Annotated in this window: 22 protein-coding genes and 1 pseudogene; 12 read left to right on the top strand and 11 right to left on the bottom strand. The window is 63.2% G+C overall.

The genetic code is table 11. From position 1 onward, the window contains the following. Positions 1-142: 142 nt before the first annotated feature. Positions 143-469 carry a thioredoxin TrxA gene (gene trxA, locus SB756_RS13615; protein WP_012274768.1) on the bottom strand — a complete coding sequence of 109 codons (327 nt, stop codon included), beginning with the start codon at positions 467-469 and terminating at the stop codon, positions 143-145. 256 nt (positions 470-725) lie between these two features. Between trxA and ppx the strand changes: the two genes are divergently transcribed. Beyond that, the gene (gene ppx / locus SB756_RS13610) at positions 726-2,228 is read left to right on the top strand and encodes an exopolyphosphatase (RefSeq protein ID WP_410910973.1); all 1,503 of its coding nucleotides are present in this window, start codon (positions 726-728) and stop codon (positions 2,226-2,228) included. Here the strand turns inward: ppx and ppk1 are convergent. Further along, positions 2,215-4,470, bottom strand: coding sequence for a polyphosphate kinase 1 (ppk1, locus tag SB756_RS13605; protein ID WP_049275804.1), 2,256 nt, complete (start codon positions 4,468-4,470; stop codon positions 2,215-2,217). The two genes, ppx and ppk1, sit on opposite strands and share 14 nt — an antisense overlap. 213 nt (positions 4,471-4,683) lie before the next feature. Here ppk1 and SB756_RS13600 point away from each other — a divergent pair, with 213 nt between their 5' ends. Next, positions 4,684-5,328, top strand: a complete 645-nt coding sequence (locus SB756_RS13600) for a DedA family protein (RefSeq protein ID WP_341797082.1) — start codon at positions 4,684-4,686, stop codon at positions 5,326-5,328. Positions 5,329-5,829: 501 nt separating this feature from the next. On the opposite strand, the pseudogene SB756_RS13595 reads toward SB756_RS13600, so the two are convergent. Continuing rightward, a pseudogene (locus tag SB756_RS13595) lies at positions 5,830-6,456 on the bottom strand (sterol desaturase family protein); the annotation flags it as partial. Between the two features lie 112 nt (positions 6,457-6,568). Between SB756_RS13595 and elbB the strand changes: the two are divergent. Next, a complete protein-coding gene (gene elbB, locus SB756_RS13590; protein WP_341797083.1) occupies positions 6,569-7,237 on the top strand; it encodes an isoprenoid biosynthesis glyoxalase ElbB in 669 nt (222 codons plus the stop codon). A gap of 28 nt (positions 7,238-7,265) precedes the next feature. On the opposite strand, the gene SB756_RS13585 is transcribed toward elbB, so the two are convergent. After that, positions 7,266-7,718, bottom strand: coding sequence for a YaiI/YqxD family protein (locus SB756_RS13585; RefSeq protein WP_019473824.1), 453 nt, complete (start codon positions 7,716-7,718; stop codon positions 7,266-7,268). Positions 7,719-7,884: 166 nt separating this feature from the next. Here SB756_RS13585 and SB756_RS13580 point away from each other — a divergent pair, with 166 nt between their 5' ends. Beyond that, positions 7,885-10,734 carry a class I adenylate cyclase gene (locus SB756_RS13580; RefSeq protein WP_410910972.1) on the top strand — a complete coding sequence of 950 codons (2,850 nt, stop codon included), beginning with the start codon at positions 7,885-7,887 and terminating at the stop codon, positions 10,732-10,734. A 30-nt stretch (positions 10,735-10,764) separates the two neighbouring features. Here SB756_RS13580 and rnk read toward each other — a convergent pair whose 3' ends face one another. The 3 genes from rnk to cyaY all read right to left on the bottom strand — a co-directional run bounded on the left by rnk (position 10,765) and on the right by cyaY (position 11,880). After that, the gene (rnk, locus tag SB756_RS13575) at positions 10,765-11,175 is read right to left on the bottom strand and encodes a nucleoside diphosphate kinase regulator (protein WP_016502183.1); all 411 of its coding nucleotides are present in this window, start codon (positions 11,173-11,175) and stop codon (positions 10,765-10,767) included. 143 nt (positions 11,176-11,318) lie between these two features. Beyond that, the gene (locus SB756_RS13570; RefSeq protein WP_341797086.1) at positions 11,319-11,546 is read right to left on the bottom strand and encodes a DUF1289 domain-containing protein; all 228 of its coding nucleotides are present in this window, start codon (positions 11,544-11,546) and stop codon (positions 11,319-11,321) included. 1 nt (position 11,547) lies between these two features. Next, a complete protein-coding gene (gene cyaY / locus SB756_RS13565) occupies positions 11,548-11,880 on the bottom strand; it encodes an iron donor protein CyaY (protein WP_341797087.1) in 333 nt (110 codons plus the stop codon). Positions 11,881-12,070: 190 nt separating this feature from the next. Here cyaY and lptM point away from each other — a divergent pair, with 190 nt between their 5' ends. From lptM to SB756_RS13535, 6 genes are read left to right on the top strand one after another with little or no spacing between them, the layout of a single operon-like run. Beyond that, positions 12,071-12,289 (top strand): LPS translocon maturation chaperone LptM, encoded by a 219-nt coding sequence (gene lptM / locus SB756_RS13560; RefSeq protein ID WP_341797088.1) that lies wholly within the window; start codon positions 12,071-12,073, stop codon positions 12,287-12,289. A 9-nt stretch (positions 12,290-12,298) separates the two neighbouring features. Next, positions 12,299-13,546, top strand: a complete 1,248-nt coding sequence (lysA, locus tag SB756_RS13555; RefSeq protein WP_410910971.1) for a diaminopimelate decarboxylase — start codon at positions 12,299-12,301, stop codon at positions 13,544-13,546. Positions 13,547-13,550: 4 nt separating this feature from the next. Then, positions 13,551-14,381, top strand: a complete 831-nt coding sequence (dapF, locus tag SB756_RS13550) for a diaminopimelate epimerase (protein WP_016502188.1) — start codon at positions 13,551-13,553, stop codon at positions 14,379-14,381. A 13-nt stretch (positions 14,382-14,394) separates the two neighbouring features. Continuing rightward, positions 14,395-15,105, top strand: a complete 711-nt coding sequence (locus tag SB756_RS13545; protein ID WP_049273680.1) for a DUF484 family protein — start codon at positions 14,395-14,397, stop codon at positions 15,103-15,105. Continuing rightward, positions 15,105-16,004: a tyrosine recombinase XerC gene (gene xerC, locus SB756_RS13540; protein ID WP_019473713.1), complete on the top strand. Its 900-nt coding sequence runs from the start codon at positions 15,105-15,107 to the stop codon at positions 16,002-16,004. The genes SB756_RS13545 and xerC overlap by 1 nt, the downstream gene beginning before the upstream one ends. Beyond that, entirely contained in the window at positions 16,001-16,696 is a 696-nt protein-coding gene (locus tag SB756_RS13535; RefSeq protein ID WP_197864492.1) for an HAD family hydrolase, read from the top strand. Before xerC ends, SB756_RS13535 begins: the two co-directional genes overlap by 4 nt. 156 nt (positions 16,697-16,852) lie before the next feature. Here SB756_RS13535 and sutA read toward each other — a convergent pair whose 3' ends face one another. The 3 genes from sutA to glnK all read right to left on the bottom strand — a co-directional run bounded on the left by sutA (position 16,853) and on the right by glnK (position 19,329). Further along, positions 16,853-17,182, bottom strand: coding sequence for a transcriptional regulator SutA (gene sutA, locus SB756_RS13530; protein WP_019473552.1), 330 nt, complete (start codon positions 17,180-17,182; stop codon positions 16,853-16,855). Between the two features lie 430 nt (positions 17,183-17,612). Beyond that, positions 17,613-18,944, bottom strand: coding sequence for an ammonium transporter (locus tag SB756_RS13525; RefSeq protein ID WP_016502193.1), 1,332 nt, complete (start codon positions 18,942-18,944; stop codon positions 17,613-17,615). 46 nt (positions 18,945-18,990) lie between these two features. Beyond that, the gene (gene glnK / locus SB756_RS13520) at positions 18,991-19,329 is read right to left on the bottom strand and encodes a P-II family nitrogen regulator (RefSeq protein WP_002555808.1); all 339 of its coding nucleotides are present in this window, start codon (positions 19,327-19,329) and stop codon (positions 18,991-18,993) included. 362 nt (positions 19,330-19,691) lie between these two features. On the opposite strand from glnK, the gene SB756_RS13515 reads away from it, so the two are divergent. Next, positions 19,692-19,955, top strand: a complete 264-nt coding sequence (locus SB756_RS13515) for an accessory factor UbiK family protein (RefSeq protein ID WP_049273661.1) — start codon at positions 19,692-19,694, stop codon at positions 19,953-19,955. Between the two features lie 98 nt (positions 19,956-20,053). Here SB756_RS13515 and SB756_RS13510 read toward each other — a convergent pair whose 3' ends face one another. Next, complete coding sequence (locus SB756_RS13510) at positions 20,054-22,072, bottom strand: DUF4034 domain-containing protein (RefSeq protein WP_410910970.1); 2,019 nt, start codon at positions 22,070-22,072, stop codon at positions 20,054-20,056. Between the two features lie 257 nt (positions 22,073-22,329). On the opposite strand from SB756_RS13510, the gene SB756_RS13505 reads away from it, so the two are divergent. Further along, positions 22,330-22,643: magnesium chelatase domain-containing protein (locus SB756_RS13505; protein ID WP_410910969.1), on the top strand; the 314-nt coding region annotated here is incomplete at its 3' end.

The following is a 22,643-nucleotide window of genomic DNA, read 5'->3' as shown; positions in this document are numbered from 1 at the left end:
ACTGATTCGAATTAGGGATGCTTCGGCGACGGCGTGTAGAGGGCACTGGAAAAGCAGTGCGAGGCCGAATGTAACACTTGCTTTTTTCTGCGTCTAGTGCTCTGGAAAAGAAAAACCCCGCATTTGCGGGGCTTTTTTCACATCACAGGTGGGCGTCGAGGAACGCGGCCAGCTGCGACTTGGAAAGCGCGCCAACCTTGGTGGCTTCGACGTTACCGTTCTTGAACAGCATCAGCGTCGGGATACCACGCACGCCGTGCTTGGCCGGGGTTTCCTGGTTCTCGTCGATATTCAGCTTGGCGACGGTCAGCTTGCCCTCGTAGGTAGCAGCGATATCGTCCAGAACCGGAGCGATCATCTTGCATGGGCCGCACCATTCAGCCCAGTAGTCGACCAGCACCGGGCCTTGAGCCTGCAGTACGTCGGCTTCGAAGCTGGCGTCGGTGACGTGTTTGATTTTGTCGCTCATGGAAATCTCCAAGGTCGTAAGCAATAAAAAACGTTGCCCATCATAGCCGCCCCCGCCGCCGACAGGAAGCCACGGACGATTGACTGTAACTATAGTTGTGCAAGACGCCGCGAATCGAAACTGTCATACAGCCGTCATAGAATCGAATGGCACATTGCCTTGCATCAAGGCGAGCATATCGGCTGCGTGTCACGCGTTGGCGTCAGCCTGCTATCGTGGCACGATTGCCGGGTTAACGACCGAGAACAACCAGATCATGCCGCATACCATCGCGAAGAACCTGTCCCTGATCGCCGCCATCGACCTTGGCTCCAACAGTTTTCACATGGTCGTGGCCAAGGCCCACCATACCGAAATCCGCATTCTCGAGCGGCTCGGCGAGAAGGTTCAGCTTGCCGCCGGCATCGACGAAGAACGCAAACTCAGTGAAGAGGCAATGGAACGAGGCCTGGATTGCCTCAAGCGCTTTTCGCAGCTGATCAACGGCATGCCCGCAGGCTCCGTGCGTATCGTCGGTACCAACGCCTTGCGCGAAGCGCGCAACCGTACCGAATTCATCCAGCGCGCCGAAGCCATCCTCGGCCACCCGGTGGAGGTCATCTCCGGCCGTGAAGAGGCGCGCCTGATCTACCTGGGTGTGTCGCACACCCTGGCCGACACCCCCGGCAAGCGCCTGGTGGCGGACATCGGCGGCGGCAGTACCGAGTTCATCATCGGCCAGCGCTTCGAGCCGCTGCTGCGCGAAAGCCTGCAGATGGGCTGCGTCAGCTTCACCCAGCGCTACTTCCGCGACGGCAAGATCACCCCGGCCCGCTACGCCCAGGCCTACACGGCCGCGCGCCTGGAACTGATGAGCATCGAGCATGCCCTGCATCGCCTGACCTGGGACGAGGCCATCGGCTCGTCCGGCACCATCCGCGCCATCGGCGCCGCCATCAAGGCCGGTGGCCTGGGCAATGGTGAGGTCAACGCCGAGGGCCTGGCCTGGGTCAAGCGCAAGCTGTTCAAGCTGGGGGAAGTCGACAAGATCGACTTCGACGGCATCAAGCCGGACCGCCGCACGATCTTCCCGGCGGGCATGGCCATTCTCGAAGCGATTTTCGACGCGCTGGAACTGCAGCGCATGGACCACTGTGACGGCGCCCTGCGCGAAGGTGTGCTGTTCGACCTGCTCGGCCGCCACCACCATGAAGACGTGCGCGAACGCACCCTCAACTCGTTGATGGAGCGTTACCACGTGGACCAGGGCCAGGCTGCGCGCGTGGAACGCAAGGCACTGCATGCCTTCGACCAAGTGGCTGATGCGTGGGGGCTGAAAGACGGGAATTGGCGCGATCTGCTGGGCTGGGCCGCGAAAGTGCACGAAGTAGGCCTCGATATCGCCCACTATCACTACCACAAGCACGGCGCCTACCTGATCGAGCACTCCGACCTTTCGGGCTTCTCCCGCGAGGACCAGCAGATGATGGCCTTGCTGGTACGCGGCCACCGCCGCAACATCCCCAAGGACAAGTTCGCCGAGCTGGGTGATGAAGGCATCAAGCTGCTGCGCCTGTGCGTGCTGCTGCGCTTCGCCATTCTGTTTCACCACATCCGTGGCAACCAGCAGATGCCGAAGGTGGTGCTCAACGCTGGCGATGCAAGCCTGGATGTGGCCTTCCCTGAAGGCTGGCTGGAACAGAACCAGCTGACCCAGGCCGACTTCGCCAACGAGGCGGAGTGGCTGGCCCGGGTCGGCTTCGTCCTCAGCGTACGTTGAGGACCGGGTTGCTCAGGCGCTCCAGCAGGGTCGCCTGGGCACTGCGCGGGTTCTGGTTGCCGGTCGGGGTGATGCGCACGTAGCGCCCGTCTGGCTGCAAGGTCCAGGCGTGGGTGTTGTCGGTCAGGTAGCCTTCCAGCTCCTTCTTCACCCGCAGCAACAGCTTCTTGCCTTCCACCGGGAAGCAGGTCTCGACGCGCTTGTCGAGGTTGCGCTCCATCCAGTCGGCACTGGACAGGTAGATCTGCTCTTCGCCGCCATTGAGGAAGTAGAACACCCGCGTGTGCTCAAGGAAGCGGCCGATGATCGAGCGCACCTGGATATTGTGTGAAACCCCCGGAATGCCTGGGCGCAGGCAGCACATGCCACGCACCACCAGGTCGATCTTCACACCCGACTGGCTGGCCTTGTACAGCGCCTTGATGACCTTGGCGTCGGTCAGCGAGTTGAACTTGGCAATGATGTGCGCCGGCTTGCCTTCGAGGGCAAACTGGGTTTCGCGCGCAATCATGTCGAGCATGCCCTTCTTCAGGGTGAACGGCGCGTGCAGCAGCTTTTTCATGCGCAGCGTCTTGCCCATGCCGATGAGCTGGCTGAACAGCTTGCCGACGTCCTCGGTGAGGGCGTCGTCTGAGGTCAGCAGGCTGTAGTCGGTGTACAGGCGGGCATTGCCGGCGTGGTAGTTACCGGTGCCCAGGTGCGCATAACGCACGATCTCGCCCTGCTCGCGACGCAGGATCAACATCATCTTGGCGTGGGTCTTGAAACCGACCACGCCGTAGATCACCACCGCACCGGCCGCTTGCAGGCGGCTGGCCATCTGCAGGTTGGACTCTTCGTCGAAGCGCGCGCGCAGTTCGATCACCGCGGTGACCTCCTTGCCGTTACGCGCAGCGTCCACCAGGGCATCGACAATTTCCGAGTTGGCCCCGGACCGGTACAGGGTCTGGCGCACGGCGAGCACGTGCGGGTCCTTGGCGGCCTGGCGCAGCAGGTCGACCACCGGGGTAAAGGACTCGAAGGGGTGCATCAGCAGTATGTCCTGCTTGCTGATCACGCTGAAAATGTTGTCGGCGTTCACCAGCAGCTTGGGGATCGCCGGGGTGAACGGCGTGTACTGAAGCTCCGGGTGGCTGTCCAGGCCGGTAATGCTGAACAGGCGGGTGAGGTTGACCGGGCCATTGACCTGGTACAGCTCGCTTTCGCTGAGGCTGAACTGCTTGAGCAGGTAGTCCGACAGGTGTTTCGGGCAGGTGTCGGCCACCTCCAGGCGCACGGCGTCGCCGTAACGGCGCGAGAACAGCTCGCCGCGCAGGGCGCGGGCCAGGTCGTCGACTTCTTCGGAGTCCAGCGCCAGGTCGGCGTTACGGGTCAGGCGGAACTGGTAGCAGCCCTTCACCTTCATGCCCTGGAACAGGTCGTCGGCGTGCGCGTGGATCATCGACGACAGGAACACGTAGTTGGCACCTGGGCCGCCCACCTCTTCAGGCACGCGGATAACCCGGGGCAGCAGGCGCGGGGCCGGGATGATCGCCAGGCCCGAGTCGCGGCCGAAGGCATCGACCCCCTCCAGCTCGACGATGAAGTTGAGGCTCTTGTTCACCAGCAGTGGGAACGGGTGGGTCGGATCGAGGCCGATCGGGGTGATGATCGGGGCGATTTCGTCGCGGAAATAGCGGCGCACCCAGGTCTTGAGCTTGGGCGTCCAGTAACGGCGGCGGATAAAGCGGATCTGGTGCTTTTCCAGCTCCGGCAGCAGCACGTCGTTGAGGATCGCGTACTGGCGCTCTACCTCGATGTGCACCAGCTCACTGATACGCGCCAGCGCCTGGTGCGGCTGCAGGCCGTCGGCACCGGCCTGTTCACGGGCGAAGTTGATCTGCTTCTTCAGGCCGGCGACGCGGATCTCGAAGAACTCGTCGAGGTTGCTGGAGAAGATCAACAGGAACTTGAGGCGTTCGAGCAGTGGGTAGTTCTCGTCCAGGGCCTGTTCCAGCACGCGGATGTTGAACTGCAGCTGCGAGAGTTCGCGATGAATGTACAGGCTGCTGTCGTCCAGGCCGGGGACGGTGATTGCCGGGGCCGGCGCGGGCGCGGGCGCCGCGGCCACAGGCTCGGCGACCTGTTCCTCTACAGGCTCCGGTTCGGGCGCCGGCGGCAGGTCTGGCGGGGTCTGCACCAACTCTTCCGGGAGCTCCTGGGCATCCTTGATCGCGACAGGGGTGAGCACTTCATTATTCATCTGGCGTTCCTGAGGACGTTAACGCCCTATCATCAATTGAGCGGCAAGATAAGCGCCCATTATGACGCCTGTGTTACACACCAGGGCAAGCCATGGCGCGTGGCCTCTGGCATTGTCTGTGTAGGAATTGTTCACGTCGAGACACATTTGGACACTTTCACGAATGCGCGCGAAGGGGTAGGCTGCGCGTTCATTTCGCCAGCACCTCAGAAAATGCTTCAACAATTCCTGCAGGATTTCGGCTACTTTGCCCTTTTTCTAGGCACCTTCTTCGAAGGCGAGACCATCCTGGTGCTTGCGGGTTTCCTTGCATTCCGTGGGTACATGGACATCAAGCTGGTGTGCCTGGTGGCGTTTTTCGGCAGCTATGCCGGCGACCAGCTGTGGTACTTTATGGGCCGCCGCCACGGGCGCAGGATCCTGGCGCGCAAACCACGCTGGCAAGCGATGGGTGACCGGGCGCTGGACCACATCCGCCGCCACCCCGACATCTGGGTGCTGAGCTTCCGCTTCGTTTATGGCCTGCGTACGGTCATGCCGGTGGCCATTGGCCTGTCGGGCTACCCGCCGCGCCGCTACCTGCTGCTCAACGGCCTTGGCGCGGCCATCTGGGCAATAGCCCTGGGCGCGGCTGCGTACCACTTCGGCGCCATTCTCGAAGGCCTGCTGGGCAACGTGAAGCGTTACGAGCTATGGGTACTTGGAGGCCTGGTGGGGCTGGGCGTCCTGTTGTGGCTGCGCCGGCGTTTCCGCGCCTTGCGCGCGGAGCGCAAGGCGGCGGACCAGGCCCAGGCCCCACAGGCTGAGAAGGCTATAGACCACGAGCAGGAACCAGGCCAGCGGCGCGACCACCGCTAGGCCCAGTGCGCCGGCCAGGTACAGCGCCGGCGCATTCACCACAAGCCGCGCCAGTTCCAGGCGTGCAGCCCAGGGCCGGTTCTCCAGCAACCCGCCCAGCACGAACAGACCAAACGCCATGAGCGACCAGCCGAGCACCAGCGCGGCGGCCGGCAGGCGTTCGGCTACGTCCATCAGGTAGCTGCCCAAGGCCACATAAACCACGAACTGCGTCGCCACGTAGGCTTGTTGCGGGCGGCCCAGGGCAACCTCGAACTTGCGAAAAAGCGTCAGGTCCTGCTTGGCCTGTGGGTAACGTGCGGCCACATCGGCCGGGCGCCAGCCAGTGGGCATGAACCAGATGCGCAGCTTGTCCCACAGGCTGGCAGTGCGCCGGGCGTCATGCCAGAGCTGGGCATAGAACTGCAGGTTGGCCCACAGAGGGTTCCAGCTGGCCAGCGGCGTGGTTACCCCGAACACCACAGGCTCGGCCGGGTCCTCCTCTTTGAAGGTGCCGAACAGACGGTCCCAGAGAATGAACACACCGCCGTAGTTGCGATCCAAGTAAACAGGGTTTTGCGCATGGTGGACGCGATGGTTGGATGGCGTGATCAACACCCACTCAAGCCAGCCAAGCTTGGGAATGTGCCGGGTATGCACCCAGAACTGGTACAGCAGGTTGAGCGATGCCACGGTGATGAACACCAGTGGCGGCACGCCCAGCAGTGCCAGCGGCAGGTAGAAGATCCACGAGAAGATGAACCCGCTACTGGTCTGGCGCAACGCGGTGGTGAGGTTGTATTCCTCGCTTTGGTGATGCACCGAATGCGCGGCCCACAGCACGTTGCGTTCATGGCCCAGTCGGTGCAGCCAGTAGTAGCAGAAGTCGTACAGGACAAAGGCCAGCAGCCATACCCACCAGGCTTCGGGCGGCAGGCGCAAAAGTGCCAGGTGCTCGAACGCCAGGGCATAGGTCACCAGCCCTGCGCCTTTGGTCAGCAACCCGGTGCTGGTCGACAGCACGCCGGTACTCAGGCTGTTGATCGAATCGGCCAGGGTAAAGTTGCGCTGGCCACGCACACGGTCGGCCACCAGCTCCAGGGCGATGAGCACGAAGAAGAACGGCACGGCCAGCAATATCAGGTCCATGGGTACGGCCTCAGGCGGTATCCATCAAGATTAGGCCGCACCTGCGGCAACCCCTATGGCGACATCTGCCAAACTAGAGGACATTTAGCGCCTCGACACTGGAGTAATGAGCATGACAAAAAAAGTAGCGGTGATTCTTTCCGGCTGTGGCGTGTATGACGGCGCCGAAATCCACGAAAGCGTGATCACCCTGCTGCGCCTCGACCAGCGCGGTGCGCAGGTGCAGTGCTTCGCGCCGAACATTACGCAGATGCATGTCATCAACCATCTGACCGGCGAAGAAATGCCCGAGTCGCGCAATGTCCTGGTGGAGTCGGCGCGCATTGCCCGCGGCGAGGTCAAGGACATCCGCGAAGCCAAGGCTGAAGACTTCGATGCGCTGATCGTGCCAGGCGGCTTCGGGGCGGCGAAAAACCTGTCCAACTTCGCCGTGGAAGGCGCCAACTGCAGCGTCAACCCGGACGTGCTGGCCCTGGCCGAAGCCTTTGCCGACGCCTGCAAGCCGGTTGGCCTGATCTGCATTTCGCCGGCACTGGCCGCGAAGATCTACGGGCCGGGCGTGGTCTGCACCATCGGTAGCGACGCAGGCACTGCGGCGGCTGTCGAGAAGATGGGCGGCACCCATGAAGAGTGCGATGTGCACGACATTGTCGAAGACACCCAGCGCAAGCTTGTGACTACCCCGGCTTACATGGAAGCCAAGTCGATCAGCGAAGCGGCGGGCGGGATCTACAAGCTGGTGGACCGAATCCTGGAACTCACGCACGAGGGTGACCAGTAAGCCTTTGGGGCTGCAAAGCAGCCCCGCATCAGGTTTTACTCAGCCGGGCAATGATCCGGTCCAGCGCATTGGCGAACGCCTGCTTTTCACGTTCACCATAAGCCGCCTGCCCTCCCCCCACCTGGCCCTGCTCACGCAACTCGGTGAACAGGTTGCGCGCCGCCAGGCGGTCGCCCATGTTGCGCTCGTCGAACTCACGCCCGCGCGGGTCCAGCACGGTCACGCCCTTTTTAACCAGGCGGTCAGCCAGCGGCACATCACTGCAGATCACCAACTCACCGGGCACGGCGTGTTCGACCAGGTAGTCGTCGGCTGCGTCCATGCCGCTGGGTACCACGATCAGGCGCACGATCGCGAACGCTGGTTTGGCCACGGCCTGGCCCGCCACCATCACCACTTCGAACTTGCGCTTGAGGGCGAACTTGACGATCAGATCCTTGGCCGCCTTGGGGCAGGCGTCGGCATCGATCCATACACGCATCGGAATTTCTCTACATGAAATCAGTGCGCCCATCATGCCTGAAGCGCAGCAAAAGCTGGAGCAGGCGCGCGCTGGAAAAATGGCGCCAAAATCCCAATTAGCGCTTATCCGGCCCCACCACTCAGGCTACACTCGCCACAGCTTTACTGGCCTACCCGAGCGCACAATGAACCACCCTCACGAAATCCGCCCTGACCTGGACGAAGGCATTGATCGCAAAGTCCTGGCGACATTGCGTGCGCGTTTCCTGCAGCTGAACCAGGGGAGGCTGCAGCGGGCAATGGAAGGCCTGTCGACACGCCAGCAACAGGTACTGACGCTACTGCCGCTGCTGTTTCACGTAAACCATCCGCTGTTGCCGGGCTACGTCTCGGGTAGCACACCGGCTGGCGTGTCGGGCTACGAGCCAGGTGCCGAGCTGGTGGTCGAGGCCCAGCGCCTGGCCCGCTCGTTCACCTACAAGGCCCGCCATGGCAACCCGCCACGGCCGATCCATGGCCTCTACCTGATGGGCAGCCTGGGCTCACTGGCCCAGGCCGAGCACAGCGACATGGACCTGTGGGTGTGCCATGCGCCCGGCTTGCCCGAGCACTTGCTGGGAGAACTGCGCCGCAAGTGCCAATTGCTGGAGGATTGGGCGGCAAGCCTGGGCGCCGAGGCGCATTTCTTCCTGATCGACACGCAAGGCTTTGCCCAGGGCCAACGCGATGGCCAGCTGGGCTCCGACGACTGCGGCACCACCCAACACTACCTGCTGCTGGACGAGTTCTATCGCACTACCCTATGGCTGGCAGGGCGTACACCGCTGTGGTGGCTGGTACCCATCTACCAGGAACACAATTACCACGCCTACACCCAGACCCTGCTGACCAAGCGCTTCATCCACAGCCAGGACGCCCTCGACCTGGGCAACCTGGCGCACGTTCCGCCCGGCGAGTTCGTCGGTGCCGGCCTGTGGCAACTGTTCAAGGGCATCGATTCGCCCTACAAGTCGCTACTCAAGCTGCTGCTGACCGAGGCCTACGCCAGCGAACACCCCACCGTGCGCTGCCTGAGCCTGGACTACAAGCAGGCGGTGTTCGCCAACCAGCTCGACCTCGACGAGCTGGACCCGTATGTGATGGTGTACCGACGCATCGAACGTTACCTGCTGCAACGTGGCGAGCCCGCGCGCCTGGAGCTGGTAAGGCGCAGCCTGTACCTGAAGGTGAACAAGAAGCTCAGCGACCAGGGCCGCGCCAATGGCTGGCAGCGCCGGCTGTTGCAGCGCCTGGCAGACGAGTGGGGCTGGGACGAGCGTCAGCTGGCCCTGCTGGACAGCCGCAGCCAATGGAAAGTGCAGCAAGTCGCTGTCGAGCGCCGCGAACTGGTGGCCGAGCTGAACCATAGCTACCGCTTCCTCAGCCAGTTTGCCAGCACCCAGAACGCCAGCAGCCGCGCCGACCAGCGCGACCTCAATGTGCTGGGCCGGCGCCTGTATGCGGCCTTCGAGCGCCGCGCCGGCAAGGTCGAGGTAATCAACCCCGGCATCGCCCCGGACCTGGCCGAAGGCACCCTGACCCTGGTCCAGGCGCCCAACCGCAAGGAGCCAGGCAGCTACCACTGGGAGCTGTACAGCGGCAACCTGAGTACCAACGAGGTGGAGCACTTCAGCCCGATCAAACGCTGCCGCGAGCTGCTTGAACTGCTGGCCTGGGCCCACCGCAACGGCGTGATCGACAGCAGCACGCGCCTGGCGCTGCACCCGGGCGTCAGCGACCTCAGCGAGTTCGAGCTGTTCAACCTGATGGGTTGCCTGCAGCAAAGCATTCCCCTGCCCTTGCCAATCGTCAGCGAAGTGCGCCTGCTGCAGCCCAGCGTTGCCGACGAGGTGCTGTTGCTGGTCAATGTCGCCATCGACCCGCTGCGCCATCACCGCGACCTGAACATCCTGATGACCACCGAGCGTACCGATTCGTTGAGCTACGCAGGCGTGCGCGAAAACCTGGTGCTGACCCTGGACCAGGTCACCCTGAACAGTTGGAACGAAGTGCTGGTCCAGCGCTACGACGGTGAGCACGCGCTGGTGCGCTGCCTGCGGGACTTCCTCAACAGCCCGGTGCTGCGCGGCCACCGGCCACGGGTACGAGTGCGCTGTTTTTGCCAGAGCCGCGCGCAGGCCATCGGCCAGCGCGTGGAGGAAATTTTCGACACGGTGCAGCTGCTGCTGGACCAAGGCTTGAACCACCGCTACCTGCTACAGGTGGCCCAACACACCCATGTGCTGGAGCTGTTGGCCGGGCATGTCGGCCTGGCCACCCTGGCCGAGCACGAAGCACTGCTGGCCCACCTGGGCGAGGAGCGTAGCGCCTACAGCCCGCTGTACCTGGATAGCAACGCACTGCTGGACCACGACTTGCGCCTGGTGCTGGAACAGGGCCGCCCGGCTTGCATCCAGGTGTTCTACCGCCTGCAGGGTGGCTGGGCCGAGTTGTATGTGCTGGATGAATACAATGCCCTGTGGCAGCAGCGCCTTCCCCTGCATGACGAAGCCCACCTGCTGCTGCCACTGCAACGCTTCCTGCGATCAGTGGTGATGCGCCGTGATGCCCGGCTGCCGCTGGATACCCAGCGCGCTGCCTCGCTGGACATCCACTACGCGCAACTGTTGCCTTCCGGCGCTGGCAAGGCGCGCAGCATCGAGGCGCGCCAGGCTCCGGTCGAAGGCAGCGGCCAGCCTTACTATGCGGTGCAGGCCATCATCCAGGCCGGAGTGGCGGGTGCGGCGCATGTGACGCTGTACTGCGACCAGCAAGAGTTTTCCGAGCTGGAGCATGGTGGTCAGCTGTATGCAGTGGTGGCCAGGCAGATCATCGGGCAACGGCGCGGTGCCGGACAGTACCGGTGCTACATCACCGACCTGGATTTGTCCGAGCTGCTGGATGACCGGCTGGGCGCGACGCAGGTGTACCTGAGCTACAAGCGGGTGCTGGAGCAGGCGTTGAATGAGGGGTTGGAGCAGGTGCTGGGGGAATGACCGAGGGCCGCTGTGCGGCCCCCTTGACCCTTACAGGTCGTAATCGCCCGCCGCTTCTGGCTGGTATTCCACTTCCAGCAGCTTCAGCTTGAGGGTCTTGCCACCCGGTGCCGGCCAGTCGATCTGCTCGCCCACCGACAGCCCCAGCAAAGCGCAACCGATCGGTGCCAGGACCGAGACATTGCCTTCCGGCCCTGCGTCCTTCGGATAGACCAACGTCAGGTGGTAGTCCTTGCCGCTGGCTTCCTCACGGCAGTGCACGCGCGAGTTCATGGTCACCACGCCCGCTGGCACGTCCTCGTGACCGACCACCTGCTCGGCGCGGTCCAGCTCGTCCTGCAGGGCGAGCACACCCGGCGTACTCTCGTCGAGGCTGTCGATAAGACGCTCCAGACGCTGTACGTCCAATCGGGTGAGGATGAGGGAAGGCTTGGTGCTCATGATCCAGTCAGACTCCTTTGAACAGGCGATTTTCGTCGTGCAGATAAAGCAAAACCCCGCCCAAGGGCGGGGTTTGTGAAGGCTTTGGCGTCACCGACGCAGAACCCGACACTACCACAGCCGGGCAAATACTCAAGCCCCTGCTAGCAGTGTGCCTTAGCTTGGTCGCGCAGGGCCTGGGCCTCGCGGCAGATCTGCCGACGCCGTTCGTCATCGGCTGAACGCCATTCGCGAATGTGCTCCACATGCCGCTGGCAGCCGGTGCACACCCGCTGCTCGTCCAGCCGGCAAACGCTGATGCACGGCGATGGCACGGCGGGGCTGACGTTGCTGTAGAGCGGCTTGGGTGGCCGGGCCTGGACGCTGCTCATGTCAGATCTCGTCGAAGTCCAGCTTCTCGCCAGCCCGCTCCCAGACGATGCGTTCGAGCATTTCGCCCAGCAGTTCGTCGCTCTTCTCGCACACCCACTTCTTGCTCTCTTCGTCGTAGTCGAAGTGGAAACCACCCGAACGGTCGGCCAGCCACAGTTGGCGCAGCGGTTCCTGGCGGCTGAAGATCAGCTGGGCGCCACCTTCGAACTTGACGGTGAGAACACCGGCGGAGTTCTCCATGTCCAGGTCCAAGCCGCTCTCGTCGAACAGGTCTTCCAACGCCTGTTGGGTCGCGTCGACCAGATCATGGAAACGCGCTTCACTCAAACTCATTGCAGGAACCTCGAAATTGGCTGCGTTACAGGCAAGCCGGGCAAGATACGGGCGCTTGGCGCCGAATGCAAAGTTTAGCCATTGCAGGCGGCAAGAATCGCCCGCCCGGCGGACCGGCCCTTGCATAGGCAAGCCGCCGGTCGCTCGGTATACTCGGGCGCAATACTGCATTTTTCTAAGGATTTCACCCATGAAGCGCCTGATTTCCTCCTTCGCGGCGCTGGTCGCTGTTGCCTGCCTCGTTTCGGCCTGCGGCCAGAAAGGCCCGCTGTACCTGCCTGAAGACGGCGATAACGGCAAAGCGCACAAGTCGCACCAGCACCAGCCCAAAGCCAAGCCGGCCGCGGCCCCGGCGCCAGCGCAGCAGCCCGAGCTGCAGTCCGAGCCCGAGCAGTCGCCTGCGCAGTAAGGAAACCAGATGAACGCTTTCAACTACCGCGACGGTCAGCTGTTCGCGGAAGGGGTGGCCCTGTCGGCCGTCGCCGAACGTTTCGGCACCCCCACCTATGTGTATTCGCGCGCCCACATCGAGGCCCAGTACCGCAGCTACGCCGACGCCCTGCAAGGCACCGAGCACCTGGTGTGCTTCGCGGTCAAGGCCAACTCCAACCTTGGCGTGCTGAACGTGCTGGCGCGCCTGGGCGCAGGTTTCGACATTGTCTCCGGCGGTGAGCTGGAGCGCGTGCTGGCTTCTGGCGGGCGCGCCGACCGCGTGGTGTTCTCCGGCGTCGGCAAAACCCGCGAAGACATGCGCCGCGCCCTGGAAGTGGGTGTGCACTGCTTCAACGTCGAGTCCACCGACGAGCTGGAGCGCCTGCAAGTCGTGGCGGCCGAGATGGGCAAGGTTGCCCCGGTGTCGCTGCGGGTCAACCCGGACGTTGACGCAGGAACCCACCCGTACATTTCCACCGGCCTTAAAGAAAACAAGTTCGGCATCGCCATCGCCGACGCCGAGGCCATCTACGTGCGTGCTGCGCAGCTTCCGAACCTGGAAGTGGTCGGCGTCGACTGCCACATCGGCTCGCAGCTGACCACCGTGGAACCGTTCCTCGATGCCCTCGACCGCCTGCTGGACCTGGTCGATCGCCTCGCCGACTGCGGCATCCACCTGCGCCACCTGGACCTGGGTGGCGGCGTTGGCGTGCGCTACCGCGACGAAGAGCCACCGCTGGTGGCCGACTACATCAAGGCTATTCGCGAACGCGTAGGCAAGCGCGACCTGGCCCTGGTGTTCGAGCCGGGCCGCTACATCGTGGCCAACGCCGGCGTGCTGCTCACCCGCGTGGAATACCTCAAGCACACCGAACACAAGGACTTCGCCATCATCGATGCGGCAATGAACGACCTGATTCGCCCGGCCCTTTACCAGGCCTGGATGGGTGTCAGCGCGGTCATCCCACGCGAAGGCGAAGGCCGTGCCTACGACCTGGTCGGCCCGATCTGCGAGACCGGCGACTTCCTCGGCAAGGACCGCGTGTTGAACCTGGCCGAAGGCGACCTGCTGGCCGTGCAGTCCGCGGGCGCCTATGGTTTTGTCATGAGCTCCAACTACAACACCCGTGGCCGTTGCGCTGAAATCCTGGTCGACGGCGACCAGGCGTTCGAAGTACGCCGCCGCGAGACCATCGCCGAACTGTACGCTGGCGAAAGCCTGCTGCCGGAGTAAGCCCATGCTGCTGCGTTTTACCAAGATGCACGGCCTGGGCAACGACTTCATGGTCCTCGACCTGGTCAGCCAGCACGCGCATATCCAGCCAAAGCACGCCAAGCAATGGGGTGACCGCCATACCGGCATCGGCTTCGACCAGTTGCTGATCGTCGAGGCGCCGAACAACCCGGAAGTGGACTTCCGCTACCGCATCTTCAACGCCGACGGCTCTGAAGTGGAGCAGTGCGGCAACGGTGCGCGCTGCTTCGCCCGTTTCGTGCTGGACAAGCGCCTGACCGCGAAAAAGCGTATCCGCGTGGAAACCAAAAGCGGCATCATCGTGCTGGACGTGCAGAACGACGGCCAGGTGAGTGTCGACATGGGCCCACCGCGGTTCATTCCTGCCGAAATCCCCTTTGTCGCTGACGAGCAGGCGCTGAACTACCCACTGGAAGTCGACGGCCAGCTGCATTCGATTGCCGCCGTGTCCATGGGGAACCCGCATGCCGTGCTGCGCGTCGACGACGTGCATACTGCCCCCGTGCATGAGCTGGGCCCGAAGATCGAAAACCACCCACGCTTCCCGCAGCGGGTGAATGCCGGCTTCCTCCAGGTCATCGACCGCCACCGCGCCAACCTGCGCGTGTGGGAACGCGGCGCGGGCGAAACCCAGGCCTGCGGCACCGGCGCTTGCGCCGCGGCCGTGGCAGCGATCAGCCAAGGCTGGATGGATTCCCCGGTGTCCCTCGACCTGCCCGGTGGCCGCCTGCACATCGAATGGGCCGGCCCCGGCAAGCCCGTGTTGATGACCGGCCCTGCCGTGCGCGTCTACGAAGGACAGGTTCGTCTCTAAGCGAGTAACCGCCATGACCGATCAGCCCAAGGTTGTACCCCAGCAGTCCGCCGAGCTCGATGCCGAAGCGGTGGTCGCCTACCTGCGCGCCCACCCCACCTTCTTCGCCGAGCACGACGAGCTGCTGATCGAACAGCACATCCCGCACCAGCGTGGCGACAGCGTGTCGTTGGTGGAACGCCAGCTCAAGCTGCTGCGTGACCGCAACATCGAGATGCGCCATCGCCTGTCGCAACTGATGGACGTGGCCCGCGACAACGACCGGCTGTTCGACAAGACCCGACGGCTGATCCTCGACCTGCTCGACGCCGGTACCCTGGAAGAAGTTGTGATGGCGGTCGAAGACAGCCTGCGCCAGGAATTCCAGGTGCCCTTCGTCAGCCTCATCCTGTTCGGCGACAACGTTGCGCCGGTCGGGCGCTGGGTCAGCAACGCCGAGGCGCAACAGGCCATCGGTGCCCTGCTGGGCGGCGGCAAGACGGTCAGTGGCAACCTGCGTGAACACGAGCTGGCGTTCCTGTTCGGTGAAGAACAGCGCCGGGAGGTGGGTTCCAGCGCCGTGGCCACCCTCGAATACCAGGGGCTGCACGGGGTGCTGGCGATCGGCAGCCGCGACCCGCAACACTACAAGAGCAGCGTCGGCACCCTGTTCCTCGGCTACATCGCCGAAGTGCTCGGCCGCGTTGTACCGCGCGTTACCCAGACCCTGCGCTCGGTACGCTGATGGAACGCCAGCTGGAGGCTTATTGCGCACACCTGCGCAACGAGCGCCAGGTGTCGGAGCATACGTTGGTGGGCTACCGGCGCGATCTGGACAAGGTCATCGGCTACTGCAAGGAACACGGCATTGCCGGTTGGCAGGCGCTGCAGATCCAGCAACTGCGCCAGCTGATCGCCCGCCTGCACCACCACGGTCAGTCTTCACGCAGCCTGGCCCGGCTGCTGTCGGCGGTGCGCGGCCTGTACCGCTACCTCAACCGCGAAGGCCTGTGCCAGCACGACCCGGCCACCGGCCTGAGCGCGCCCAAGGGTGAGCGCCGGCTGCCCAAGGTGCTGGACACCGACCGCGCCCTGCAGCTGCTTGATGGCGGCGTCGACGACGACTTCATCGCCCGCCGTGACCAGGCCATTCTTGAGCTCTTTTATTCGTCCGGCCTGCGCCTGTCCGAGCTGACCAACCTCGACCTCGATCACATCGACCTCGCCGCCGGCCTGGTGCAGGTGCTGGGCAAGGGTGGCAAGGCCCGCGTCCTGCCGGTTGGCCGCAAGGCCCGCGAGGCGCTGCAGGCCTGGTACCGCCTGCGCGGCATCGGCAACCCGCGTGACCGCGCAGTGTTCATCACCCGCCAGGGCAACCGCATCACGCCACGGGCTGTGCAGCAACGGGTGAAGAAGGCGGGTGAGCGCGAGCTGGGCCAGCACCTGCACCCGCACATGCTTCGCCATTCCTTCGCCAGCCATGTGCTGGAATCGTCCCAGGACCTGCGGGCGGTGCAAGAGATGCTCGGCCATGCCGACATCAGTACCACGCAGATCTACACCCACCTGGACTTCCAGCACCTGGCCGCGGTGTACGACAGCGCCCACCCTCGGGCCAAACGCAGCAAAGGCACAGACTCATGAGCATCAAGCTGATCACATTCGACCTCGACGACACCCTGTGGGACACCGCGCCGGTCATCGCCAGCGCCGAAGTCGTGCTGCGCGACTGGCTCGAAGCCAACGCCCCGATCCTGGGCGGCGTGCCGGTGGAGCACCTGTTCGCCATCCGCGAGCGCCTGGTGCAGGCCGAGCCCGGCCTCAAGCACCGCATCAGCGCCCTGCGCCGACGGGTGCTGTTCCATGCCCTGGAAGAGGTCGGCTACAGCGAAAAGCAAGCGCAGTCGCTTGCCAACGAAGGCTTTGAAGTGTTCCTGCACGCTCGCCACCAGGTGGAGATCTTCCCCGAGGTGCAGCCGGTGCTGGAGATCTTGCGCCATCACTACACCCTGGGCGTGGTCACCAACGGCAATGCCGATGTGAGCCGGCTGGGGCTGGCGGACTACTTTCGCTTTGCCCTGTGCGCCGAAGACCTCGGCATCGGCAAGCCGGACCCGGCACCGTTCCTGGAAGCCCTGCGCCGCGGCGAGGCGGACGCCAGCGCCGCCGTTCACATCGGCGACCACCCCGGCGATGACATCGCAGGCGCCCAGCGCGCCGGGCTACGGGCCGTCTGGTTCAACCCCCAGGGCAAGGCGTGGACGGGTGAGCAGGCACCGGATGCCGAGATCCAGCGCCTTTCGCAGCTGCCCGACGTCCTTTCGCGCTGGCGCTGACAAAAGACCGCCTCGAAATTTGCCTTGGTGCGTATATCGAGCGCCGCCCGCGCGGCGCATCGCGAGCTGCGCTCGATCTCACTGGCAATGAAAAGATATCGGCAAACGCCCACAAAAAAGCCCGCAGCGACGGCGGGCTTTTTTGCGTTCAGCCACTCAGATAGGGCGGCTGCCGTATTTGTTGTCCGGCTTCTTGGGCGGGTCGGCGACCACGTTGGCCTCGACTTCCTGCACCTTGCCACCGCGCGAAAGGAATTCTTCCATCGCCTTGGCCAGTGCATCACGCTCCTTCTGCTTGGCTTCCATGCTCGGCATCTCGTCTACCGAGACAGCCGCCTTGGATTTGCCCTTGGCAGCAGGTGCCGGGCTGCTGTCGTCATCGCCAGCGTCTTCAACGCCGTCGTCAGCCGCCGCTTCGAGGCCTTCATCAGCCTCGTCTTCATCGCCTACTTCGAGGTCGTCGTTTTCCAGATCGTCGTCGCTCATGTTCTACCTCATGACTTGCGAAAAGCAGGTTAGTTATAGACCAGTGCAGCCGTAGACCGGCAGCCACCAGTGAAAATTCAACTGGCCGTGGGTTAGGCCACTGCCCTTGGGTCGGCGCTCCTGATGGGAGGCGGCACCCAGCAGGCCCTGCTCCTGGCAGGACCTGACAAATCCATCTAGCCCCTGCTGGCCACACGCTATTGGCAAGCCTAGCAAAGGCTGGCGAAGTGTGTGGACTACACGTCAAACACCCTTCGGCGCGCATTCTAGCGCGCCCGTGGAAAAAGCAAAGCACCATAAACGCCCTACGACTTGTAAGTTTTTTACCTACGTCGCGAACGTGACGGATAAACCGTTTGCCAAGCGCGAAATGCTGAAAATCTGGCAAAAAAATGCCCGGCAAGCCGGGCAAGTTTTTACCGCGTCGCAGTTACAGGTTGTAGCCGCGTTCGTTGTGCTGAGCCAGGTCGAGGCCGACCGACTCTTCTTCTTCGTTGACCCGCAGGCCCATCACCACATCCAGCACCTTGAGGATCACGTAGGTGACGATGGCGGTGTAGACCACGGTAAAGATCACGCCCTTGGCCTGGATCCAGACCTGCATGCCGATATCGGTGACGGTACCGAAGCCGCCCAGCGCCGGGGCTGCGAACACACCGGTAAGGATGGCACCGATGATGCCGCCGATGCCGTGCACGCCGAAGGCATCCAGCGAGTCGTCATAGCCGAGCCTGCGCTTGAGGGTGGTGGCGCAGAAGTAGCAGATCACACCCGAAGCCAAGCCGATCACCAGGGCGCCCATCGGGCCCACGGTACCTGCAGCCGGGGTAATGGCAACCAGGCCGGCAACCACGCCCGAAGCGATGCCCAGGGCGCTGGGTTTGCCGTGACCGATCCACTCGGCGAACATCCAGCCCAGTGCAGCAGCAGCGGTGGCGATCTGGGTGACCAGCATGGCCATGCCAGCGGTGCCGTTGGCGGCAGCGGCGGAGCCTGCGTTGAAGCCGAACCAGCCGATCCACAGCATGGCGGCGCCCATCAGGGTATAGCCAAGGTTGTGCGGGGCCATCGGGGTGGTCGGGTAGCCCTTGCGCTTGCCCAGCACCAGGCAGCAGACCAGGCCTGCGATACCCGCGTTGATGTGCACCACGGTGCCGCCAGCGAAGTCCAGTACGCCCCAGTCCCACATCAGTGCACCGTCACCGCTCCACACCATGTGCGCGATCGGCGCATACACCAGGGTGAACCAGATGCCCATGAACACCAGCATCGCGGAGAACTTCATGCGCTCGGCGAAAGCACCCACGATCAGTGCCGGGGTGATGATGGCGAAGGTCATCTGGAAGGTGATGAAGACCGCTTCAGGGAACAGTGCGGTGGCCGACGTCAGGTTCTCGGGCGTGACGCCGCTGAGGAAGGCCTTGGAGAAGCCGCCGACGAAGGAATTGAAGTTGAGCACGCCCTTTTCCATACCGGTGGTATCGAAGGCCATGCTGTAGCCGTAGACGACCCAGAGAATGCTCATCAGGCCGGTGATTGCAAAGCACTGCATCATCACCGACAGCACGTTCTTGGAACGCACCATACCGCCATAGAACAGGGCCAGGCCCGGAATGGTCATGAACAGCACCAGCGCCGTTGCGGTCAGCATCCAGGCGGTGTCGCCGGAGTTCAGCGCTGGGGCAGCTTCCTCTGCCAGGGCAAGCCCGGGCATTACGAGGGACAATAGGGCTCCTAGCCCTGCGATCTTACGCAGAGTCATGTTGTTTTCTCCTGGGGCGTTGGGTTTGGTGAGGCTTTATTGCTGCTTAGATCGCGTCGGTATCGGTTTCGCCGGTACGGATGCGGATTGCCTGCTCCAGATTCACCACGAAAATCTTGCCGTCACCGATCTTGCCGGTGTTGGCTGCCTTGGTGATGGCTTCGATTACCCGATCAAGGTCCTTGTCATCGATGGCGACATCGATCTTCACCTTGGGCAGGAAATCGACCACATATTCAGCACCTCGGTACAGCTCGGTGTGGCCCTTTTGCCGACCGAAGCCTTTGACTTCGGTGACGGTGATGCCCTGCACGCCGATTTCCGACAGCGACTCGCGCACGTCGTCCAGCTTGAACGGCTTGATGATGGCTGTGACTAGCTTCATGAAACTCTCTCCCGATTTGGTGGACTTGCCCCAGGAAAACAAACCCGTCTCAAGTCTAAGCGCAGCGGTTGGCTTTGTAACGCGTCGTCGGCATCCGGCTCCGCGTGCGCACTGCTTGGTCACAAGGAACTGCATCAGTGCATGGCTCGTACAGGTCTTTGCAGAAACCTTGCCAGTTCCGGCAAATCACCGGAAAACAGCGAGTTATGCGAAAGGGTCGGGATTGGCCAGTCGCCAGCATGGGAAACATGCACAGTTTCGGTGCGCAGCGGCAGGGCGCATTGCGCGAAAAACGTGCACTCAAACGTCAGGTTTGTGCGTGCTACACTGCCGGCCATTTCTCAGTTTCAGTGGACAGCCCCATGCTTGCGCCCAAAGCCCTTCTCGATGCCCTGAGCGACCAGGCCTCGCGCCTGTTCAGCAGCGATACTGCACAGCCCCGTGCAGAACTGGAAAGCCAGTTCAAGGTGCTGATGCAAGGCGCCTTCAGCAAGCTGGACCTGGTCAGCCGTGACGAATTCGACAGCCAGATGGTCGTGCTGGCGCGCACCCGCGCTCGGCTGGAGGCCTTGGAAAAACAAGTTGCCGAGCTGGAAGCACGCATGACGCCCGGCGCGCAAGAATAACTCGCGATACAAGGCGCTTTTGTCACTAATGGCAGCGCACGCAATGCTTTGAAGGCAAAGTCACCGACGTTCAGCCCGTCGCGGTCAGTGCCACGGTGTCAGGCCGAGGCCCCCATGCGGGCCGCCTCGAGGATTGCCTGTTTCGGCGGCAACTCGCTGGCATGCAAGGTGCCGCGAAACAAGGTCGCACCACACTGGGTAACCAGCGTCTTCACCCGGTTGTGCGAGTTGAGGATCTCGGCCTGGATGTCTTCGATGGCTGGATCCCCAGGCTGCAAGGCAGCCGCACGGTTGGCCCATTCGATAGCGGCAAAACGGCTCTGCTTGCGGGTGCCGCGCCCCTGCATCCAGGCCAACCCCAGTTCGGCACTGGCGCGCCCGGCAATCCACGCGTCCGGGTGCTCGACCAGGCTCGACAGGTAGGCAACCGCCTCGGATCGCTCCTGCGCTTCGCCAAACTGGCGCAACAGCATTCCCAGATGCAAGCGCGCGCGAGCATTGGTCTGCGGATTACCCAACGCATCGACCAGCAAGCGCCTGACGGCCAGCATGGCACTTCGATCATTCAAGTCCTCATCGCCATCCATGCGCAGGCAGGCGAGGTTGTACTTGGCCTGCCTGCTGCCCGCCTCTACCGCACGCTGCAGCCAATACTCAGCCGCCTCGTCATCCAGATAGTCCGCCGGGGTGTTGCCCAGGCCGCCGCTGTGCAGCTCGTACAGGCCAAGGGCAGCCCCCGGCAAGCTCAGCTCGGCACACCGCTCGTACAGGTAACACGCCACCTCATGCCGGTTGGCCGCCCACAGCAGCCGCGCCACAGCAAGCACCTCGAAGCCTGGCGCCTGGCCCGCGCGCTGGCGCGTTACCGCCACCTGCGACCATAGCCTGGCCTGCTCGGCCGAACGTGGCAGCCCCCATAGGCCGAAGCGATGCCCGGCAGCACGCATTGCACAGGCGCCAGCATGCGAGCGGCCTTCACACAGGCGCTCGATGGCGGTGCGCAACAGTTGGTGTTCATCTGCCATGCCATCGCGAAGTATCAGCCCGACCAAGCAGCGAAATGGCTCGCCCATGGCAGCGATGGCACCGTGATCGGCGTTACACGCCAAGCTCGCGGCGAAATCGCGCATACCGCCGGCATGGTCTTGCAAGGCACTGCTACGCAGCGCGCCTCGCCAAGCCAGCACAACGGCGCTTTCCCTTGGCCTTAGCGGGCGCTGCAACCAGGCATCGAACAGTTGCTGCCAGTCGGCGACAGCCTGCAACTGTTCGGTATGTGGCAGTTTCAGCCGGTCTTCGACGGCCATCCAGCGCAACGCATTGCGCAACGCTTCATCCCACGCCTCGCACAATGGCCCATTGGCCAACAGGTCTAACGCATCGAAGCTGGCGCCCCAACGGGGCAGCAGGTAATCGGCGTGGGCCTGGATCGCTTCAAAACAACCAGGGCGTGCCACCAGCGCATGGCGCAACCAGTAATAGCGTGGTGCTTCGTTTTCGTGATCGACCCGCCTGCTCAGGCACGCCGGCAACGCTTGGGGCAGCTCGGCCAAGGGCAACAAGCCATGCTTCACCAGTAAGGGCGCCGCGGCTTCCTGCACTTCCACATCGGCATGGGCGCTGGGCCTGTACCGCGCAGGCTGCCCCTGAAACAGTTCGATCAACCAGCCAGGCTCGCGCAGCTGCGCACTGATACGCAGCATACCAATGGCAGCTGCCACGGGTTGTGCGCAGCGGTCCATTGCACACAACAGGTGCGCGGTCGCGGTTTCACATATTTGCTCGACGGCCAGCAAGCGCGCAGCGTTGCGCTGGCCAGCGTCCTGCACCTGGCAAGCCCGGTGGAAGCAGTGCATGCCCATTACCACCTGTGGGTGATAAGCCTTCGGGCAGGCGTGAATCCAGGCTTTGATGACTTGGCTCAGGGCCCTGTCACCCTGGTTTTCCGGCTCGACCAGCATGTGCCCTTCGATGGCCACAAGGTAGGCCGGAAACTCGCCCGGCGGGGCTTGGCGCCATTGCGCCTCAAGGCTGTCGAAAAAGCAGGTGAGTTCAATGAATGAATTGGCCTGCACCAGTTCGCGGATAACCTGGCGCGTGTGGGTGAGCGTTTGCACGGCGCAATACCTCAAGTCCATTTGAAAGAAGACGCTGTGCCATCCCATGGCAACGGCATTTGCCCAACAACACTAAGCCATACCACGCACCTGCGCAAAGATTATTGGATCCATTTTTTGCCGATTTTTAAGAAAACACAGGGAAAAAACCTGCTCTGCAAAACCACGACGCACACTTGTTGCGCCTGTCGTGGCCACCATCGCTATCCTTGACCCAGCCGCAGGAAGCGGCCCTTTTCAGCGACAACGGAGCGACCATGTCCCTAGCCATCGTCCACAGCCGCGCCCAGGTGGGCGTGCAGGCACCCTCGGTCAGCGTCGAAACCCACCTGGCCAACGGCCTGCCTCATCTCACCCTGGTTGGCCTGCCAGAAACCACGGTCAAGGAAAGCAAGGACCGGGTACGCAGTGCCATCGTCAACTCCGGGCTGAACTATCCACAGCGGCGCATAACCCAGAACCTGGCCCCCGCCGACTTGCCCAAGGACGGCGGGCACAGGTTAGTACGGGCTATGGACATCCCACAGCCACAATCGCAACCTATGGACATGATCAGCTTTAGGCCTGATCT

The sequence above is a fragment of the Pseudomonas sp. SIMBA_068 genome (genome assembly GCF_046534705.1).
In the GTDB taxonomy this organism is placed as follows: domain Bacteria; phylum Pseudomonadota; class Gammaproteobacteria; order Pseudomonadales; family Pseudomonadaceae; genus Aquipseudomonas; species Aquipseudomonas putida.
This window is presented reverse-complemented; position numbering and strand designations above follow the sequence as displayed.

Coding starts and splice junctions, on each gene's coding strand:
- SB756_RS13580 (WP_410910972.1), top strand. CDS start 7,885: ATGAACCACCCTCACGAAATCCGCCCTGACCTGGACGAAGGCATTGAT.
- SB756_RS13515 (WP_049273661.1), top strand. CDS start 19,692: ATGCTTGCGCCCAAAGCCCTTCTCGATGCCCTGAGCGACCAGGCCTCG.
- SB756_RS13585 (WP_019473824.1), bottom strand. CDS start 7,718: ATGCGTGTATGGATCGATGCCGACGCCTGCCCCAAGGCGGCCAAGGAT.
- trxA (WP_012274768.1), bottom strand. CDS start 469: ATGAGCGACAAAATCAAACACGTCACCGACGCCAGCTTCGAAGCCGAC.
- SB756_RS13545 (WP_049273680.1), top strand. CDS start 14,395: ATGACCGATCAGCCCAAGGTTGTACCCCAGCAGTCCGCCGAGCTCGAT.
- elbB (WP_341797083.1), top strand. CDS start 6,569: ATGACAAAAAAAGTAGCGGTGATTCTTTCCGGCTGTGGCGTGTATGAC.
- SB756_RS13525 (WP_016502193.1), bottom strand. CDS start 18,944: ATGACTCTGCGTAAGATCGCAGGGCTAGGAGCCCTATTGTCCCTCGTA.
- sutA (WP_019473552.1), bottom strand. CDS start 17,182: ATGAGCGACGACGATCTGGAAAACGACGACCTCGAAGTAGGCGATGAA.
- dapF (WP_016502188.1), top strand. CDS start 13,551: ATGCTGCTGCGTTTTACCAAGATGCACGGCCTGGGCAACGACTTCATG.
- xerC (WP_019473713.1), top strand. CDS start 15,105: ATGGAACGCCAGCTGGAGGCTTATTGCGCACACCTGCGCAACGAGCGC.
- SB756_RS13570 (WP_341797086.1), bottom strand. CDS start 11,546: ATGAGCAGCGTCCAGGCCCGGCCACCCAAGCCGCTCTACAGCAACGTC.
- SB756_RS13600 (WP_341797082.1), top strand. CDS start 4,684: ATGCTTCAACAATTCCTGCAGGATTTCGGCTACTTTGCCCTTTTTCTA.
- glnK (WP_002555808.1), bottom strand. CDS start 19,329: ATGAAGCTAGTCACAGCCATCATCAAGCCGTTCAAGCTGGACGACGTG.
- cyaY (WP_341797087.1), bottom strand. CDS start 11,880: ATGAGTTTGAGTGAAGCGCGTTTCCATGATCTGGTCGACGCGACCCAA.
- lysA (WP_410910971.1), top strand. CDS start 12,299: ATGAACGCTTTCAACTACCGCGACGGTCAGCTGTTCGCGGAAGGGGTG.
- SB756_RS13535 (WP_197864492.1), top strand. CDS start 16,001: ATGAGCATCAAGCTGATCACATTCGACCTCGACGACACCCTGTGGGAC.
- rnk (WP_016502183.1), bottom strand. CDS start 11,175: ATGAGCACCAAGCCTTCCCTCATCCTCACCCGATTGGACGTACAGCGT.
- lptM (WP_341797088.1), top strand. CDS start 12,071: ATGAAGCGCCTGATTTCCTCCTTCGCGGCGCTGGTCGCTGTTGCCTGC.
- ppx (WP_410910973.1), top strand. CDS start 726: ATGCCGCATACCATCGCGAAGAACCTGTCCCTGATCGCCGCCATCGAC.
- ppk1 (WP_049275804.1), bottom strand. CDS start 4,470: ATGAATAATGAAGTGCTCACCCCTGTCGCGATCAAGGATGCCCAGGAG.